The organism is Actinoallomurus bryophytorum, assembly GCF_006716425.1.
GTDB lineage: Bacteria > Actinomycetota > Actinomycetes > Streptosporangiales > Streptosporangiaceae > Actinoallomurus > Actinoallomurus bryophytorum.
This window is the reverse complement of sequence record NZ_VFOZ01000001.1, coordinates 2,086,030-2,102,554: the sequence shown is the minus strand read 5'-3', so window position 1 is coordinate 2,102,554 and position 16,525 is coordinate 2,086,030. Positions and strand designations below refer to the sequence as shown.

Sequence of the window (16,525 nt, the reverse complement as noted above, 5' to 3'; positions counted from 1 at the left end):
CTCAGTCCTGGCCGAATTCCGGAACGCGGGGAGGGGGTGGAAGAAAGGCCATGAGGTCCGTCTCGCCATCGCGCAGGCGCTCCGCCATGTCCTCCGGGAGGAACGCGGCGGTCATCTCCTTCGCCCGGCCGGCCGCGTCCTCACGTGCCTCGGTGACCAGCGTCATGATCGTCTGGGCCAGCCGCTGGGCGCTCAGCTGCTTCAGTGCCTGCGGGCCGAACCGGATGGCGCGCAGCTCGCCGCTCGCGCCGACCTCCAGCCACACGTCGCCGTTGCGGGATCTGGCAGTGGCGGTCACGTCGTCGACGTCGCTCCGCAACCGCCGTAGCTCTTCCAGCCGTCGCCCGTAGTCCGCCGGCATGCCGCCTTGAGGCGCGCTCACCTTGTCCCCCTCGCCAGTCCCGTCCACTCAGGCTGATCGCCCGGCCGATGCCACCCGGCTCGGGTGCATCGCGGCCGACCGGCCTCATACGGAACCGGCGGGCGTGGTCATCCTCAGATTCGGCTCGCTCGCGGTCCAGGCTTTTCAGGTGCTTTGAAAACGACCGGGGTACCTTTTCAGGTCCCTTTGAAATGACGGGGTGAATGGGCGGCGTTGCCGTACGCTCGCGACTGCCAGGACTTCACAAATCTGTCTCTGGTGCCGTGATCGAGCCGCGAGCTCGCGTGGCTCCGGCCGTGGCCGGGCGCGCGGACGGACCCTTACGGGCCGGGGTCAGAATTCCAAGAGGTCGCCGGCGAGGATGGCCTCAAGCTCGGCAACCGGTTCACAGAGGTACACCGGCAGAGGGCGTCCAGGCCGGCCGGTGTGGGCCGGCCTGGACGTCATGATCAGACCAGGTCGTACCGGTCGAGGTTCATCACCTTGTCCCACGCCGCGACGAAGTCGCGGGTGAACTTGTCCTTCGCGTCGTCACTCGCGTAGACCTCCGCGACTGCGCGCAGCTCGGAGTTCGACCCGAAGACGAGGTCGGAGCGGCTGCCGGTCCACCTGACCTCGCCCGTGGCGCGGTCGCGGCCCTCGAAGGTCTCCGCGTCCTCCGACACCGCCGTCCACTCCGTACCCATGTCCAGCAGGTTCGCGAAGAAGTCGTTGGTCAGCGTCCCGGGCGTCGAGGTGAGGACGCCCAGCGGGGACTGACCGGTGTTCGCACCCAGGACACGCAGGCCGCCCACGAGGACGGTCATCTCGGGTGCGCTCAGGGTCAGCAGGTTCGCGCGGTCGACCAGGAGGAACTCGGACGGCAGCCGGTCGCCCTTTCCGCGGTAGTTGCGGAACCCGTCGGCGGTCGGCTCGAGCGGGGCGAAGGACTCCCCGTCGGTCTGCTCCTGCGACGCGTCCGTACGTCCCGGCGTGAAGGGGACCTGGATGTCGTGGCCGGCGTTCTTGGCGGCCTGCTCGACGGCGGCACACCCGCCGAGCACGATGAGGTCGGCGAGCGAGATCTTCTTCCCGCCGGTCTGGGAGCTGTTGAAGGCCTCCTGGACGCCCTCGAGCGTGCGCAGCACCGTCGCCAGGGTGTCGGGGTCGTTGACCTCCCACCCGTTCTGCGGCTCGAGGCGGATGCGCGCGCCGTTCGCCCCGCCGCGCTTGTCGCTGCCGCGGAACGTCGAGGCCGACGCCCATGCGGTGGAGACGAGCTGGGAGACCGACAGCCCGGAGCCGAGGATCTTGTCCTTGAGCGCCGCGACGTCCTCGTCCCCGACGAGCTCGTGGTCGAGGGCGGGGACGGGGTCCTGCCAGATCAGCGTCTCCTGCGGGACCAGCGGGCCGAGGTAGCGCTGGATCGGGCCCATGTCGCGGTGCGTCAGCTTGAACCACGCACGGGCGAACGCGTCGGCGAACTCCTGGGGGTTCTCGTGGAAGCGGCGCGAGATCGGTTCGTAGATCGGGTCGAAGCGCAGCGCGAGGTCGGTCGTCAGCATCGTCGGCGGCCGCGACAGCGAACCGTCCTCGGGGTCCGGTACGGTGCCGGCCCCGGCGCCGTCCTTCGGCTGCCACTGGTTGGCCCCGGCGGGGCTCTTGGTCAGCTCCCACTCGTAACCGAAGAGGTTGTCGAAGAAGCTGTTGCTCCACGTCGTCGGCGTGGCCGTCCAGGTGACCTCGATGCCGCTGGTGATCGCGTCACGGCCCTTGCCGGTCCCGAAGGTGTTCTTCCAGCCGAGGCCCTGCTCCTCCAGAGCGGCGCCCTCGGGCTCGGCGCCGACGTACTGGTCCGGGTCGGCCGCGCCGTGGGTCTTGCCGAACGTGTGCCCACCCGCGATCAGCGCGATGGTCTCCTCGTCGTTCATGGCCATCCGCGCGAACGTCTCGCGGATGTCACGGGCCGCGGCGAGCGGGTCCGGGTTGCCGTTCGGGCCCTCGGGGTTGACGTAGATGAGGCCCATCTGGACCGCGGCCAGCGGGTTCTCCAGCTCGCGGTCACCGGTGTACCGGTCGTCGCCCAGCCAGGTGCGCTCGGGCCCCCAGTAGACGTCCTCGTCGGGCTCCCAGACGTCCTCCCGGCCACCGGCGAAGCCGAAGGTCGTGAAGCCCATCGTCTCCAGGGCGCGGTTGCCCGTAAAGATCATCAGGTCGGCCCACGAGATCTTGCGGCCGTACTTCTTCTTCACCGGCCAGAGCAGCCGGCGTGCCTTGTCGAGGTTGCCGTTGTCGGGCCAGCTGTTGAGCGGCGCGAAACGCTGCATGCCGGCGCCCGCACCCCCGCGGCCGTCGTCGATGCGGTACGTGCCGGCGCTGTGCCACGCCATCCGGATCATGAACGGGCCGTAGTGGCCGAAGTCGGCGGGCCACCACTCCTGCGACGTCGTCAGCACCTCGTCGACGTCCCTCGCCAGGGCGTCGAGGTCGACGGTCTTGAACTCCGCGGCGTAGTCGAAGTCCTCGCCCATGGGGTTGGCCACGGCGGGGTGCTTGCGCAGAATCGTCAGGTTGAGCCGGTTCGGCCACCAGTCACGGTTGCTCCCGCCCTCAGTGGGGTGATTGAAGCGTCCGGCCGAGACCGGGCATCCGCCCGCGCTCTCCTCGTTCATGTCGCCGACAACGGCGTCAGGCTTGTCAGACACTGAAATCCTTCCGGGTGTGCTCAGGGACTGGTTGCGGTGGAGCAGTCGGGGCAAAGGCCCCAGTAGATGACCTCGGCCTCGTCGATCACGAAGCCGCGGTCGTTGGACGCGGTCAGGCAGGGCACCTCACCGACGGCGCAGTCGACGTCGGCGACGACACCGCACGACCGGCACACGACGTGATGGTGGTTGTCCCCGACGCGGCCCTCGAACCGGGCCGGGCTGCCGGCCGGCTCGATGCGGCGTACGAGTCCCGCCGCGGTGAGCGCGTGAAGGGCCTCGTACACGGCTTGGAGGGAGACATGGCCCACGCGATCACGCACCCCGGAGGCGATCGCCTCCACGCCGAGGTGGTCACCGTCCCGGACGGTCTTGAGCAGAGCGACGCGGGCGGCCGTCACCCGCAGGCCGGCACCGCGAAGCTCCTCGGCGATGGTCGGCGTCTGGGATGCGGTCATAGCGCCAGAACCTATCGCTATAAACACGACTGGTTCAAGACAACAAATAGTGCAAGTCTGATGTCGCGTTCGGCAACGTTCGCCCGCCACGGGGTGACGCGAGTGCCCGTCTCCACCGGCTACCGGTCAGACGCAGCGGCCGGACCTTCGCTCTTCGCGACGTGCACCCGGCTCACCCGCCCTGCCCGTCAGCCCCGAGGATCTGATCGGGTGAGGCGCATGCGGGGCAGCTTAGAGCTCGCGGCCATGGCGGGCGGAGGGCTTTCGCGTCAGTCGGTGCCGGACTCCATCGCGGCGTGGTCGAGGAGTTCGTCGTCGCCGGGGATGTTGCCCCGAGAGGCGATCGCCTCGGCGCCGCCCTCGGGCATCGCGCCGATCAGGCCGGTCGAGGCGGCCTGTGCGGCGCCGATCAGTGTCGGATGCGCGCTGCCGACCATGCCGAGTCCGGCGTACTGCTCGAGCTTGGCGCGGGAGTCGGCGATGTCGAGGTTGCGCATGGTCAGCTGGCCGATGCGGTCGACCGGCCCGAAGGCGGAGTCCGCGGTGCGTTCCATGGAGAGCTTGTCCGGGTGGTAGCTGAACGCCGGTCCGGACGTGTCCAGGATGGAGTAGTCCTCACCGCGCCGCAGCCGCAGGGTCACCTCGCCGGTGACGGCCGTACCGACCCAGCGCTGCAGTGACTCACGCAGCATCAGCGCCTGCGGGTCCAGCCAGCGGCCTTCGTACATCAGCCGGCCCAGCCGCCGTCCCTCGTTGTGGTAGCTGGCGATGGTGTCCTCGTTGTGGATCGCGTTGACCAGTCGTTCGTACGACGCGTGCAGCAGCGCCATCCCCGGTGCCTCGTAGATGCCGCGGCTCTTGGCCTCGATGACGCGGTTCTCGATCTGGTCGGACATGCCCATGCCGTGCCGGCCGCCGATGGCGTTGGCCTCCAGCACCAGGTCGACGGCGGACGAGAACTCCTTGCCGTTGATCGTCGCCGGCCGCCCCTGCTCGAAGCCGATCGTGACGTCCTCGGCGGGGATGTCGGCGGCGGGGTCCCAGAACCGTACGCCCATGATGGGCTCGACGAGCTCGATGCCCGCGTCGAGGTGCTCCAGCGACTTGGCCTCGTGGGTCGCGCCCCAGATGTTCGCGTCGGTGGAGTAGGCCTTCTCCGTGCTGTCCCGATAGGGCAGGTCGCGGGCGAGCAGCCACTCCGACATCTCCGTGCGGCCGCCGAGCTCGCTGACGAAGTCGGCGTCCAGCCATGGCTTGTAGACCCGCAGGGAGGGGTTGGCGAGCAGACCGTAGCGGTAGAACCGCTCGATGTCGTTGCCCTTGAAGGTGGAGCCGTCCCCCCAGATCTGCACGTCGTCATCGAGCATCGCGCGCACCAGCAGGGTGCCCGTGACGGCCCGCCCGAGCGGGGTGGTGTTGAAGTAGCTGCGGCCGCCGGACCGGATATGGAAGGCCCCGCAGGCCAGGGCCGCGAGCCCCTCCTCCACGAGGGCCGACCGGCAGTCGACCAGCCGGGCGACCTCGGCGCCGTACGCCGTGGCGCGCCCGGGCACCGAGGCGATGTCGGGTTCGTCGTACTGGCCGATGTCGGCGGTGTAGGTGCAGGGCACCGCACCCTTGTCGCGCATCCACGCGACCGCTACCGAGGTGTCGAGGCCGCCGGAGAAGGCGATCCCGACACGTTCGCCGACAGGCAGAGAGGTGAGCACCTTGGACATGAGTAGAAGTATGCACGCTAATGCATGAACATGCAAAGGGGTGTGCGCCACCCAGTACATCGGTGGGTGGCGCACACCGGGGCGGGGCCCTCGTCAGGCCCGGCGTTCGTAGCGCAGGAGGACGGTCTGGGAGTCGAAGGTCCGTGAGTCGACGAGCCTCATCTCGAGGCGGTCCTTCGGTTCGAGGAACAGCGGCCGTCCGCCGCCGAGGACGACCGGGTGGACGACGATGCGGTAGTCGTCGAGGAGGCCGAGCTCGGAGAGGGAGGCCGCGACCTCCGCGCCGCCGGTCAGCAGGATGTCCTTGCCCGGCCGCCGTTTCAGCTCCTCGACCTCCTCGGCGAGGTTCCTCCCGATCACGCGGGCGCCCAAGCCGGCCTTGTCCAGCGTGCGGGAGACCACGACCTTCGGGGTCTCGCGAAAGAAGGGGGCGAACGCGCGGGCGTGATCGTCGGTCGTCGCGGGATCGGCATCGGCCGTCGGCCAGTAAGCGGCCATCATGTCCCACACCACCCGGCCGTACATGAGGGTGTCGACCTGCTCGTTCATCGCCTCGGAGTACCCGAACAGCTCCGGCCCCAGGGACGCCCAGTCGAACGCTCCGCCCGGCCCCGCGACATAGCCGTCGATCGACGTGTGGACCCAGTAAATGATCTTTCGCATGGTGAGCTCCTCTGCTGACGCGAGCGCCTCTCCGGACGCTTCAGGGGAAAGTCGGAGTCGCGAGGGTGTTCTCGACACCCATCGCGAGATCAATTGGCTCTGAGGCCCGGTCCGGCCTGCCGGGCCAGAGGGTTGGAGCCGATCGAGTTGTGGATGCCGAAGTTGATGGCGTCGGATCGATAGCGGTCATCCGACCACTCGACCGGGCGGCCGGTCTGGTCGGTGGTGACCCGCCGCGCGCGCAGCAAGGGGCTGGTACGGCGGACGCCCAGCAGCCTGGCGTCAGTGGTGCCGGCCGCCACGGCGTCGATCAGGTGCTCTCCATAGGCGAAGACCAGCCCTGTGTCGTCGTACAGCCGCTGGGTGACGGATTCGCAGTCCGGTTCGATGCGCTCGACCGCCGGCGCGATCCAGTCCGCGTAGACGGTGCGCTCGACGAGCACGCGCGCGCCGTCCAGTTCGCGTACCCGCAGCACGTACAGCACCTCGGTGCCGGCGCGCAGGTACAGCCGTGACGCGTCCTCCGCCGTCGCGGGCCGGCGCTCGGACGACACCACCGAGCCCGTCGCGGTGCGGCCCATCGCGCGTGCCCACTGGGCGAAGCTGCGGAGTTCGGCGAAGCTCTGGCTGCGCCGGCTGGTCAGCACCACCCGCCGGGCGCCCTGACGGGACCCGATGAGCCCTTCGGCGGTCAGTGCCGCGACCGCCTGCCGTACCGTGCCGCGGGAGACCTCGTACCGGGCGGCGAGCTCCGCCTCGGAGGGCATGAGCGCGCCGACCGGGTACTCCTCACGGTCGATCGCCCGCCTGAGCTCCTCGGCTATCTCCTCATGTCGAGCAGCCACCGGCCTTCCTCCCACTCAGGCGATGCGCACAAAGTCCACGCGGCGCGAACAGCGTACGTGAACCGGTGCCGGTCGTCGCCCGCACCACCCGCGCAGGGGCGCCCGCCCGGCCAACCAGGTACGGAGTGTCCACTGATGGCGTGGCGGGGTTCCGTCGTTATTCACGGTCAGGACATGAGAGTCCGGCTTACTGGCGTCAACTTGTTCAAACAAGTTGATCAACACAGCCCAGGAGAGACAGTGACCGCATCCTTCTTGAGGCCTGCCGTGTTCGCCGGTGGCCTCGTACTCACCGCATTCGCCGTCGGCGCCTGCGGTGCCGCCCCGGCCGCGGAGACCGGAGGCTCGGCAGGCGGCAAGAGCGCCGCCACCGCGACCTCGGCGGCCGACCTCGGCGGCACGCAGGGCCTGATCACCGCGGCGAAGAAGGAGGGCACGCTCAACGCGATCGCCCTCCCGAGAGACTGGGCCAACTACGGCGCGGTGATCGACGGTTTCACCAAGAAGTACGGAATCAAGATCAACGACGAGAACCCGGACGGCAGCAGCCAGGACGAGATCAACGCGATCACTTCGCGTAAGGGCCAGGGTCGCGCGCCCGACGTCGTCGACCTCGGCAGCTCCTTCGCGCTGAGCGCCGCCCAGCAGGGCCTGCTCGCCCCGTACAAGGTCGCCGCGTTCGACCAGATCCCCACCGGGCAGAAGGACACGCAGGCCCGCTGGTACAACGACTACGGCGGCTACATCTCGATCGGCTGTGACGCCAAGCGGGTCCAGCAGTGCCCGAAGACCTTCGCCGACCTGCTCAAGCCCCAGTACAAGGGCCAGGTCGCACTCAACGGCGACCCGAACAAGTCCGGTTCGGCCTTCGGCGGCGTCTACGCGGCGGCCCTGGCGAACGGCGGCTCATTCGACGACATCAAGCCGGGCCTGGATTTCTTCGGCAAGCTGAAGAAGGCCGGCAACTACAACCCGGTGGAGTCCACCCCGGCCACGGTCGAGAAGGGTGAGACCCCGATCAGCATCGACTGGGACTACCTCAACGCGAGCTACAGCGATGAGTTCAAGGCCAAGAAGGTCGACTGGCAGGTCGCCGTGCCCACCGACGGCCAGTTCGCCCAGTACTACTCCCAGGGCATCAACAAGGACGCCCCGCACCCGGCCGCGGCCCGGCTGTGGCAGGAGTACCTCTACAGCGCCGAAGGCCAGAACTTCTTCCTCCAGGGCTACGCCCGCCCGGCCGAGATGACCGGCATGCAGCAGGCCGGCACGCTGGACCAGGCGGCCGCGGCCAAACTGCCGGCGGTCTCCGGCGCGCCGACGTTCCCGACCGACGCGCAGCAGACCAAGGCCAAGCAGGTGCTGGCCCAGGGTTGGAGCCACGCCGTCTCCGGCTGAGCTCCCATGACGACGACCACTCTCACCCCTGCCACGGAAGCGGCCGCCACCCCTGCGCGGCGCTCGGTGAGCTGGCTCGCGGTGGCCCCGTTGCTCGTGTTCGTCGCACTGAGCTTCGGGGTCCCCGTCCTGGCCATGCTGAACGGCTCGCTCACCGTCAAGAACCCGGCGACGGGCTCCACGGCCTACACCGCCGCCAACTTCACCGCGTCTCTCAAGGGCGCCTACCTCACGGCCCTGTGGGGCAGCATCAAGCTGTCCGCCGTCTCCGCGGTGATCGCCACCGTGCTCGGGCTGCTCCTCGCCCAGGCGGTGGTGACCTCCCGGTTCAGCGCGCTGCGTGAAGGCGTGCTCACGGCCTCCGGGGTTCTCGCCAACTTCGGCGGGGTCCCGCTGGCGTTCGCCTTCGTCGCCACCCTCGGCAACTCGGGAGTGCTTACCCGCCATCTGGGCCTGGCCGGCGCGGGCTGGAGCCTGTACAGCTTCTGGGGCCTGACCATCACGTACCTGTACTTCCTCATCCCCCTGATGGTGCTCACGATCACGCCCGCCCTCGACGGGCTGCGCTCACAGTGGCGGGAGGCGGCGCAGAACAACGGCGCGACCGGCACGCAGTACTGGCGGCACGTCGCGCTGCCGGTACTCGCCCCGTCGCTGCTCGGCGGATTCGTCCTGCTCTTCGGCAGCGCGTTCGCCGCGTACGCCACCGCCGCGGCCATCGTCGGCAGCTCGGTTCCCCTGGTCACGCTGCAGATCGCCAACGCCATCTCCGGCAACGTCCTGGTCGACCAGCAGAACGTGGCGCTGGCGCTCAGCATCGACATGATCGTGGTCGCGGGCCTGGTGATGGCCGTGTACCTGCCCCTGCAACGACGGAGCTCACGATGGCTCGCCTGACCTCGCCCACGGCCGGCGCCCGCCCGTGGCGCGCGGTCGTCCTCGGCTGCGCCGCGATCTACTTCCTGCTACCCCTGGCCTCGTCGGTGCTCTTCACCGTCGACGTACCCGGCCAGGGGGTGAACGCGGACGCCTACACGAAGATCTTCAGTACCGATGGGTTCACCCGCAGTCTGCTCCTGTCCCTGGGGCTGGCCGCCGTCACCATCGCCGTGGTGCTGGCTCTGATGGTGCCGGCCATGGTCACCCTGCGGTTGCGCGCGCCCCGGCTGCGGCCGGTCGTGGAGGTGATCTGCTCGCTGCCGCTCGTGGTCCCGCCGATCGCGTTCGTGGCGGGCATCGGCACGGTGCTCCGCTGGGGCCCCGACCACCTGGCCAGAACGCCGTTCTTCGAGACCTTCGTGCAGATCCAGAACCCGTCCTTCCCGATCGTGCTCGTCCTCGCGTACACGGTGATGGCACTGCCGTTCGTCCACCGGGCGTTGGACGCCGGGCTGCGCGCGATCGACGTGCGCACTCTCGTCGAGGCCGCCCGCAGCTGCGGCGCCGGCTGGCCGCAGGCCCTCGTACGGGTGGTGCTGCCCAACCTGCGCAGGTCGCTGCTCAACGCGTCGTTCCTCACGCTCGCCCTCGTCCTCGGCGAGTTCACCGTGGCCCAGCTGCTCGGCTTCCAGCCCTTCGCCGTGTGGATCGTCAGCGTCAGCGGAGAGCAGGCCCAGCTGTCCGTCGCCGTCTCCGTCCTCAGCCTGCTGCTCACCTGGGCGCTGCTGCTGACGCTGGCCTCCTTCAGCGGGGGACGCGCCGCCTCTCATGCGACCACCAAGGAGTGACATGACCGACACCATCACCGCCCCCGCCCTGAGTGACGTCTCCGCGGCGACCGTGGAGTTCCGTGCGCTCCGCCGGGCCTTCGGCGCCACCGTCGCCCTGGACGGGCTGGACCTCACCGTCCGCTCCGGCGAGCTTCTGGCGCTCCTGGGGCCCTCCGGCTGCGGCAAGACCACGGCCCTGCGGATGCTGGCCGGGTTCGAGCATCCGGACTCCGGCCAAGTGCTCGTGGACGGCCGCGACGTCATCCCGGTCCCGGCCCATCGCCGCGACGCGGGCATGGTCTTCCAGTCCTACAGCCTCTTCCCGCACCTCAGCGCCCTGGACAACGTGGCGTTCGGGCTCCGCATGCGCAAGGTGGGTACGGCCGAGCGCCGCTCCCGCGCCGCCGAGCTGCTCGAGCTCGTCGGCCTGCCCGACCACGGCGACCGCTATCCCCACCAGATGTCGGGCGGCCAGCAGCAGCGCATCGCGCTCGCCCGCGCCCTCGCGCTGCGCCCACGGGTGCTCCTGCTCGACGAGCCGCTGTCGGCCCTGGACGCCAAGGTACGGCTCACGCTCCGCGAGGAGATCCGGCGCCTTCAGCAGGAGCTGGGCATCACCACCCTGTTCGTGACGCACGACCAGGAAGAGGCACTGTCCATCGCGGACCGCGTCGCGGTGATGCGCGGCGGCCGGCTGGAGCAGTGCGCGCCCCCGTCCGAGCTGTACGGACGTCCCGCGACGGCGTTCGTCGCCGAGTTCGTCGGGACCATGAACCGCATCCCCGGCCGTACCGAGGACGGCCGTACCGTCGAGGTGCTGGGCCGGCGCCTGCCGGTCGACGGCGACGCGCCGTCAGGCGCCGACGTGGACGTGCTCGTACGCCCCGAGGCGGTCCGGGTCGGCGCGGAACCCGGTGGCGACGCGCGGGTCGTCGCCACCGCGTTCCTGGGCGCCGTCACCCGGCTGACCGTACGGCTGCCCGGCGAGATCCTGGTCAAGGCCGACCTGGCCACCCACGAGGCCGCGGAGCTGGGTCCGGGCGCCGCGGTGTCCCTGACCCTGGCCGACCGCCCGGTCCTGGTCGCCACCCGGTCCTGATCCCCGTTCCCCCAGCCCGAAAGAGCGTCACGTGCCCGGCTCCCACCCGCTCAAGGCCGTCCTGTTCGACATGGACGGCACCCTCGTCGACACCGAGGAACTGTGGTGGGAGGCGGTCGGGCAGGTGGCCTCCACGCTCGGGTACGAGCTCTCCGACGCCGATCTGCCCGACGTCCTCGGCCGTCCGGTGGAGCATGTCGCCGCCCTGCTGCGCCGTGCCACCGGATCCTCCTCCGTCTCACTGGCGGCGGACCTGCACCGGGAGTTCGCGACCCGGGTGGAGGGCCGGATCGTGGTACGGCCCGGAGCAGCGGGGCTGCTCGACCTCCTGCCGTCACACGGCATCGCCGTCGGCCTGGTCTCCGCGTCGCCGCGCTCCATCGTGAACACCGTGCTCCGCGCGCTCGGCGCCGACCGTTTCGCGGTCACCGTGACCGCCGACGACACCGAACGCACCAAGCCCGCGCCGGACCCCTACCTCCTGGCCGCTCGTATGCTCGGCGTACCGCCCGTGGCGTGCGTGGCCGTCGAGGACAGCCCGGTCGGGGTACGTTCCGCGGAGAGCGCGGGCTGCGCGGTGCTCGCCGTACCGTCCGTCACTCCGATCCCGCCCGCGCCCGGACGGGCCGTACTGGACAGCCTGGAGCAGGCCGATGTCCCGTTGCTTCAGGCCCTCACCAGGGCCGGGCCCTAGGAAGGGGCGGAGTCTGTTCCGGTAGGCGACGACCGATGAGTTCCGCCGGTGTGGTGAGTCTGCACCGGTGGAGATCGAGCATTCTCGAAAAGGGGCATCCATGACCGAGCCGAAGACTCATACGCTCGACGTTCCGGGCGCCGTTCTGCACTACGACGTCCGGAGCGACGATTCGAGTGCCCAGCCGGTCCTGTTGCTCATCGGGTCGCCGATGGGCGCTCGTGGATTCGCCACGCTGGCCGGACATTTCACGGATCGTACGGTCGTGACCTACGATCCGCGCGGGGCGGAGCGCAGCAGGCGTACCGACGCCGCCGCCGAGTCCACGCCCGACGAGCACGCGGACGACCTGCACCGTTTGATCTCCGCGCTGGACGCCGGGCCGGTGGACGTCTTCGCCAGCAGTGGGGGTGCCGTCAACGGCCTGGTGCTGGTGGCCCGGCACTCGGAGCAGGTACGGACGCTCGTGGCGCACGAGCCGCCGGCCTCCCAGGAACTCCCGGACCGCGAGCCGGTGCTGGCCGCATGCGACGACATCCACCAGACCTACCAGCGCAGTGGCCTCGGCCCGGCGATGGCGAAATTCATCGCACTCGTCAGCCACGAGGGCCCGATCCCGGCGGGGTTCGCCGATCGGCCGGCCCCGAGTCCCGCCGACTTCGGTCTGCCGGCCGAGGACGACGGCTCTCGCGACAACCCGTTGGTCGGGCAGAACATCATCTCGTGCAACTACTACCGGCATGATTTCGACGCACTCCGCGCGGCGTCGAGCCGTGTCGTCATGGCCGTGGGAGCCGAATCCACCAAGATGATCGCCGGACGGGCGGCGCTCGTCGTGGCCGAACGGCTCGGAACGAGGCCCGTCACCTTTGCCGGTGGCCACGACGGGTTCCTTGGCGGCGAATACGGCAGTACGGGCGAGCCGGACGCCTTCGCCGCCACCCTGCGCGAAATTCTCACCGACTGACGGTCACTTCCGGGCTATCGGTCCGAGCCTTGACGAGGTGTCATGATCCTGCCCGAGACCACTCCCTCGCATGCGCGGGTACGGGCCGCGGCGCGCGCCACCTACATCGCCTTCATCGGCTCGGGGTTCGCGTTCGCCAGCTGGGCCTCGCGGATCCCCCAGGTACGGGACCGGCTGCACCTCCAGCCCTCCGAGCTCGGGCTGGTGCTGCTCGCGATCGCGGCCGGTTCGGTCGTCGCGTTGCCACTCTCCGGGCCGGTACTCCACCGTCTCGGGTCGCGGCGCACCGTGACCGTCATGTCGCTTCTCCTCGTGACCGGGCTCGGCGTCGCTGCCCTCGGCTACCTGGCCGGCGTCCTGCCCCTCGTCGCCGGGCTGTTCCTGGTCGGCCTCGGCAACGGTGCGTGGGACGTCGCCATGAACGTCCAGGGTGCCCGCGTCGAACAGCGGCTGGGACGCTCGATCATGTCCCGGTTCCACGCCGGATTCAGCCTGGGCACGGTCGCCGGTGCGCTGATCGGCGCCGCGATGGTCGCGTTGCGCGTACCCGTCACCGCGCACCTGATCGGGGTGGCCGTCGTCGTCGGGGTGGTGGTGCCCACAGCGGTACGGCGGTTCATCGCCGATCACGACGACGCCGCCGGCGACGAGGCGGGTTCGACCGGCTCTTGGACGGCCTGGACCGAGCCCCGCACGCTCCTGATCGGCCTTTTCGTCCTCGCGTTCGCCTTCGCCGAGGGGACCGGCAATGACTGGATCAGCGTGGCCCTCATCGACGGGTACCACGTTCCGGCCACCGTCGGCACGCTCGGGTTCGCCGTGTTCCTCGCCGCGATGACCGCCGGCAGGTGGGCCGGGCCCGGCCTCCTCGACCGGTACGGCCGGGTCGCCGTGATCCGGGTCATCTCCATCCTGGCCGTCGTCGGTCTGGTCGTTTTCGTGTTCGGCCCGTCCACCCCGGTCGCCTTCGCCGGGGCCGTCCTGTGGGGCGCCGGCACCTCGCTCGGGTTCCCGGTCGGGATGAGCGCCGGCGCCGACGACCCGTACAGAGCGGCCCCGCGCGTCAGCGTGATCGCCTCGATCGGCTACTGCGCCTTCCTCGGTGGCCCGCCGCTCATCGGGTTCCTCGGCCAGCGGTTCACCGTCCTGCGCGCGCTCACCGCGGTGGCCGCCCTTCTCGCGCTCGCCGCCTTGATCACCGGCAACATCAGGCCTCTCGGCGACAAGACACGGCCGGCGGATTAGGGTCGGCCGCATGAAGGCCGAGCGACTCTTCTGCGACACCGCACTGGCCGAGCGCATCGAGCGGGCCGAGACGCAGCTCATCGCCAAGGGCAGCGAGGCGGCCCAACGTCGCACGACGGATACCGGGGGCTTCGTCCTTCCCGTCGCCGGCGGTGTGGCGAGCTTCGCCGAACACGACTCGCCGCTCAACAAGGTCGCGGGCCTGGGCTTCGGCGGTGTGCCGAGCGCGGCGACCCTGGAGGAGATCGAGCGGGCCTTCGCCGCCAACGGCGCCCCCGTGCAGATCGAGCTCGCCCACCTGGCCGACCCCGCGATCGGCGTCCTGCTGACCGAACGCGGTTACCGGCTCGTGTCGTTCGAGAACGTGCTCGGCCTCGCCCTCGACGGCGAGATCGAGCCCGTCGCGCCGCCCGGAGTTGAGGTCAGGCCGAGCGGCGAGGACGAGTTCGAACCCTGGCTCGACGTCGTGGTGGAAGGCGTCGCCCACCCCGACACGCAAGGGGTGCCCTCGCACGAGGAGTTTCCGCGCGAGGTCGTCACGCGGGCCATGCGTGATCTCACGGCGGCCGGTGTCATGCGCTACATCGCGCTGCGGGACGGGATCATCGCGGGCGGTGCCGGCTATCGCATCGCCGAGGGCGTCGCGCAGCTCACCGGCGCGGCGACCGCCCCCGAACACCGCAGGCGAGGGATCCAGACGGCGCTGTTCTCGGCCCGGCTCGCCGCCGCGGCGAGCGCCGGTTGCGACGTCGCCGTCGTCACCACGCAGCCGGGGTCCAAGTCCCAGCAGAACGCCCAGCGCCGCGGCTTCGATCTCCTCTACACCCGGGCCATCCTGGTCAAACGGCCCTGAGCCTCAGGCCGGCGTACGGCGCCGGGCATACGACTCGACGTGGGCGATCGCCTCGTACAGGGCCTCGCGGAGCGGGGTGACGTCGCGTGCGGCCTGGGTGAGGAGCATGCCGCCCTGGAAGGCCGCCATGAGGACGGAGGCGAGACGGTCGGGGTCGGCGCCGCGACGCAGGTCGTGACGGTCGCGCATGGCCTGCAGGCCGGAGCGGAACACCTCTCTCCAGCGATCGAAGCCGGCGGCGATCTCGTCGTGGACGTCGAGGTCGGTCTTCATGATCTCGCTGGCCAGCGAGCCGAAACTGCACCCGCCCTCGAGGACCTTCGCATTCTGGACGTAGGAGTCGGCCCACGCCCGCAACGCCTCGAAGCTGTCCAGGGGGCCCCGCGGAGGGGAGTCGCGTAGTCCCATCATCGAGTCGGCCCGCCAGGAGATGACCGCGCGTACGAGGCTCTCCTTGTCGGGAAAGTAGTGGCTGAGCTGTGAGCCACTGACCCCGGCGGCCTTGCGAACGAGCTCGTTGTTCGTCGCGTGCACGCCGTGGGCGTAGATCAGGTCGGCCGCCGCCTCGAGGATCCGCTCCCTGGTCGCCAACCCCCGTGGCGTCAGCCTGCCGGGTCGTCCATCCGCGATCGCCATGTCTCCAGCGTACCTCAGAAGTGGGCTTGACGGCCCAATCTGGGAGGTGTTTAGTGGGCTATGAAGCCCAGTTACGGAAGGTCTCATGACTCGGATCTCGATCGAGGCGCGCGACGTGAACCGGCGGCGCACGACGGTTACGAGGACGAAGTCCTCCGCGCGAGCGGCCGGTGACGCCGCGGCGCAGGACGGCGGTCGCCGCTGGTCGATCATGGCGGTGCTGGGAGCGGTCGCGTTCATGGCGCAGCTCGACTTCTTCATCGTCAACGTCGCGCTGCTGGCGTTCTTCACCGGGTTCGCGATCTTCCTGCTCGGCAGCGCGCTGTTCATGCAGAACGTATGGGGCTTCAGCCCGCTCAAGGCCGGCGTCGCGCTTGCTCCGGCGCCGATCGTGTCCATCGGGTTCGCCGTCAGCGCAGGCCCGATCCAGCGTCGCTTCGGCCGTACGCTGCCCGGCCGTGGCGGGAAACCTCATCATGGCGCTGGCCGCGGCGTACTGGCTGCTGATGGTCACCGACCGGCCCTCGTACGGGACGGCGATGCTTCCGGCACTGGTCCTCATGGGGATCTCCGGCGGCCTGTCACAGGCCCCGATGCTCGCCGCCGCGGGCTCGCTCGACCCGAACCGCGCCACCACCGGGAGTGCCGTGCTGAACATGTCCCGTCAGGTCGGCAGCGCCCTGGGCGTCGCCCTGCTGGTCGCCCTCACCGCCGGCGACTCCGTGAGCGGGTTCGACCACGCCTGGTGGGTCCAGGCCGGCGCCGGTGTGCTCGCCGCCACGAGCCTGCTCCTCCTGCGCCGGCGGGCCGCCGCCCGATGACCAACGCAGAAACCGAGAAGACCGAGAAGAAAGAAGGCATTCGAATGCCCGAGCTCCTGGTGATCGCCCGCCACACCATGACCGCAGGCAAGGAAGAGGAAGTGCTCGCTCTGCTGCCGAAACTCGTCGCGGCCGCCCGCACCGAACCCGGAAACGTCTCCTTCACCGCCTACCGGCAGCTCGACGCCCCGAGGACCTACGTCCTGCTGGAGCGTTACGCCTCACGCGAGGCGTTCGCGGCCCACCGGGAGACGGCCCACTTCAAGGAACTGGTCCTCGGGGAGATCGTCCCCCGGCTGGACGACCGCGTGATCGAGATGTTCGACGTCCCGGAGTAGAACGGTCCTGAACGT

18 protein-coding genes are annotated in these 16,525 nt (G+C 70.0%); 10 read left to right on the top strand and 8 right to left on the bottom strand.

The window, feature by feature from the left end:
• Position 1 precedes the first annotated feature (1 nt).
• The 6 genes from FB559_RS09845 to FB559_RS09820 form a co-directional block, all read right to left on the bottom strand.
• Complete coding sequence (locus tag FB559_RS09845) at positions 2 to 382, bottom strand: YbaB/EbfC family nucleoid-associated protein (RefSeq protein WP_141955328.1); 381 nt, start codon at positions 380 to 382, stop codon at positions 2 to 4.
• Between the two features lie 449 nt (positions 383 to 831).
• Positions 832 to 3,033 (bottom strand): catalase/peroxidase HPI, encoded by a 2,202-nt coding sequence (gene katG, locus FB559_RS09840; protein ID WP_185792582.1) that lies wholly within the window; start codon positions 3,031 to 3,033, stop codon positions 832 to 834.
• Positions 3,034 to 3,086: 53 nt separating this feature from the next.
• Positions 3,087 to 3,524 carry a Fur family transcriptional regulator gene (locus tag FB559_RS09835; protein WP_141955326.1) on the bottom strand — a complete coding sequence of 146 codons (438 nt, stop codon included), beginning with the start codon at positions 3,522 to 3,524 and terminating at the stop codon, positions 3,087 to 3,089.
• A 269-nt stretch (positions 3,525 to 3,793) separates the two neighbouring features.
• Entirely contained in the window at positions 3,794 to 5,242 is a 1,449-nt protein-coding gene (gene argG / locus FB559_RS09830) for an argininosuccinate synthase (RefSeq protein WP_141955325.1), read from the bottom strand.
• A gap of 93 nt (positions 5,243 to 5,335) precedes the next feature.
• Positions 5,336 to 5,905: a dihydrofolate reductase family protein gene (locus FB559_RS09825; protein WP_141955324.1), complete on the bottom strand. Its 570-nt coding sequence runs from the start codon at positions 5,903 to 5,905 to the stop codon at positions 5,336 to 5,338.
• 89 nt (positions 5,906 to 5,994) lie between these two features.
• Positions 5,995 to 6,750 (bottom strand): GntR family transcriptional regulator, encoded by a 756-nt coding sequence (locus FB559_RS09820; RefSeq protein ID WP_141955323.1) that lies wholly within the window; start codon positions 6,748 to 6,750, stop codon positions 5,995 to 5,997.
• Between the two features lie 240 nt (positions 6,751 to 6,990).
• On the opposite strand from FB559_RS09820, the gene FB559_RS09815 reads away from it, so the two are divergent.
• From FB559_RS09815 to FB559_RS09780, 8 genes are all read left to right on the top strand, one after another.
• Entirely contained in the window at positions 6,991 to 8,148 is a 1,158-nt protein-coding gene (locus FB559_RS09815; protein ID WP_141955322.1) for an ABC transporter substrate-binding protein, read from the top strand.
• A gap of 6 nt (positions 8,149 to 8,154) precedes the next feature.
• The gene (locus FB559_RS09810) at positions 8,155 to 9,045 is read left to right on the top strand and encodes an ABC transporter permease (RefSeq protein ID WP_141955321.1); all 891 of its coding nucleotides are present in this window, start codon (positions 8,155 to 8,157) and stop codon (positions 9,043 to 9,045) included.
• Positions 9,033 to 9,875: an ABC transporter permease gene (locus FB559_RS09805; protein WP_141955320.1), complete on the top strand. Its 843-nt coding sequence runs from the start codon at positions 9,033 to 9,035 to the stop codon at positions 9,873 to 9,875. The genes FB559_RS09810 and FB559_RS09805 overlap by 13 nt, the downstream gene beginning before the upstream one ends.
• Before the next feature lies 1 nt (position 9,876).
• Positions 9,877 to 10,956 carry an ABC transporter ATP-binding protein gene (locus FB559_RS09800; protein WP_141955319.1) on the top strand — a complete coding sequence of 360 codons (1,080 nt, stop codon included), beginning with the start codon at positions 9,877 to 9,879 and terminating at the stop codon, positions 10,954 to 10,956.
• Positions 10,957 to 10,987: 31 nt separating this feature from the next.
• On the top strand, positions 10,988 to 11,650 hold the full coding sequence (locus FB559_RS09795; RefSeq protein WP_246121485.1) for an HAD family hydrolase: 663 nt from the start codon (positions 10,988 to 10,990) through the stop codon (positions 11,648 to 11,650).
• Positions 11,651 to 11,750: 100 nt separating this feature from the next.
• On the top strand, positions 11,751 to 12,617 hold the full coding sequence (locus FB559_RS09790) for an alpha/beta fold hydrolase (protein WP_141955318.1): 867 nt from the start codon (positions 11,751 to 11,753) through the stop codon (positions 12,615 to 12,617).
• Between the two features lie 42 nt (positions 12,618 to 12,659).
• Positions 12,660 to 13,862 (top strand): MFS transporter, encoded by a 1,203-nt coding sequence (locus FB559_RS09785; RefSeq protein ID WP_141955317.1) that lies wholly within the window; start codon positions 12,660 to 12,662, stop codon positions 13,860 to 13,862.
• Positions 13,863 to 13,872: 10 nt separating this feature from the next.
• Entirely contained in the window at positions 13,873 to 14,715 is an 843-nt protein-coding gene (locus FB559_RS09780; protein WP_141955316.1) for a GNAT family N-acetyltransferase, read from the top strand.
• Positions 14,716 to 14,718: 3 nt separating this feature from the next.
• Here the strand turns inward: FB559_RS09780 and FB559_RS09775 are convergent, their stop codons facing one another.
• Together FB559_RS09775 and FB559_RS09770 are read right to left on the bottom strand one after the other, a co-directional pair.
• A complete protein-coding gene (locus FB559_RS09775) occupies positions 14,719 to 15,351 on the bottom strand; it encodes a TetR/AcrR family transcriptional regulator (RefSeq protein ID WP_141955315.1) in 633 nt (210 codons plus the stop codon).
• 58 nt (positions 15,352 to 15,409) lie between these two features.
• On the bottom strand, positions 15,410 to 15,865 hold the full coding sequence (locus tag FB559_RS09770) for a hypothetical protein (protein ID WP_141955314.1): 456 nt from the start codon (positions 15,863 to 15,865) through the stop codon (positions 15,410 to 15,412).
• Between FB559_RS09770 and FB559_RS09765 the strand changes: the two genes are divergently transcribed.
• Positions 15,828 to 16,172, top strand: coding sequence for an MFS transporter (locus FB559_RS09765; RefSeq protein WP_141955313.1), 345 nt, complete (start codon positions 15,828 to 15,830; stop codon positions 16,170 to 16,172). The two genes, FB559_RS09770 and FB559_RS09765, sit on opposite strands and share 38 nt — an antisense overlap.
• A gap of 44 nt (positions 16,173 to 16,216) precedes the next feature.
• Positions 16,217 to 16,510 carry a putative quinol monooxygenase gene (locus FB559_RS09760; protein WP_221639937.1) on the top strand — a complete coding sequence of 98 codons (294 nt, stop codon included), beginning with the start codon at positions 16,217 to 16,219 and terminating at the stop codon, positions 16,508 to 16,510.
• Positions 16,511 to 16,525: the final 15 nt, after the last annotated feature.

Coding starts and splice junctions, on each gene's coding strand:
- FB559_RS09765 (WP_141955313.1), top strand. CDS start 15,828: ATGGCGCTGGCCGCGGCGTACTGGCTGCTGATGGTCACCGACCGGCCC.
- FB559_RS09805 (WP_141955320.1), top strand. CDS start 9,033: ATGGCTCGCCTGACCTCGCCCACGGCCGGCGCCCGCCCGTGGCGCGCG.
- FB559_RS09785 (WP_141955317.1), top strand. CDS start 12,660: ATGATCCTGCCCGAGACCACTCCCTCGCATGCGCGGGTACGGGCCGCG.
- argG (WP_141955325.1), bottom strand. CDS start 5,242: ATGTCCAAGGTGCTCACCTCTCTGCCTGTCGGCGAACGTGTCGGGATC.
- FB559_RS09825 (WP_141955324.1), bottom strand. CDS start 5,905: ATGCGAAAGATCATTTACTGGGTCCACACGTCGATCGACGGCTATGTC.
- katG (WP_185792582.1), bottom strand. CDS start 3,033: ATGAACGAGGAGAGCGCGGGCGGATGCCCGGTCTCGGCCGGACGCTTC.
- FB559_RS09810 (WP_141955321.1), top strand. CDS start 8,155: ATGACGACGACCACTCTCACCCCTGCCACGGAAGCGGCCGCCACCCCT.
- FB559_RS09760 (WP_221639937.1), top strand. CDS start 16,217: ATGCCCGAGCTCCTGGTGATCGCCCGCCACACCATGACCGCAGGCAAG.
- FB559_RS09780 (WP_141955316.1), top strand. CDS start 13,873: ATGAAGGCCGAGCGACTCTTCTGCGACACCGCACTGGCCGAGCGCATC.
- FB559_RS09775 (WP_141955315.1), bottom strand. CDS start 15,351: ATGGCGATCGCGGATGGACGACCCGGCAGGCTGACGCCACGGGGGTTG.
- FB559_RS09790 (WP_141955318.1), top strand. CDS start 11,751: ATGACCGAGCCGAAGACTCATACGCTCGACGTTCCGGGCGCCGTTCTG.
- FB559_RS09835 (WP_141955326.1), bottom strand. CDS start 3,524: ATGACCGCATCCCAGACGCCGACCATCGCCGAGGAGCTTCGCGGTGCC.
- FB559_RS09800 (WP_141955319.1), top strand. CDS start 9,877: ATGACCGACACCATCACCGCCCCCGCCCTGAGTGACGTCTCCGCGGCG.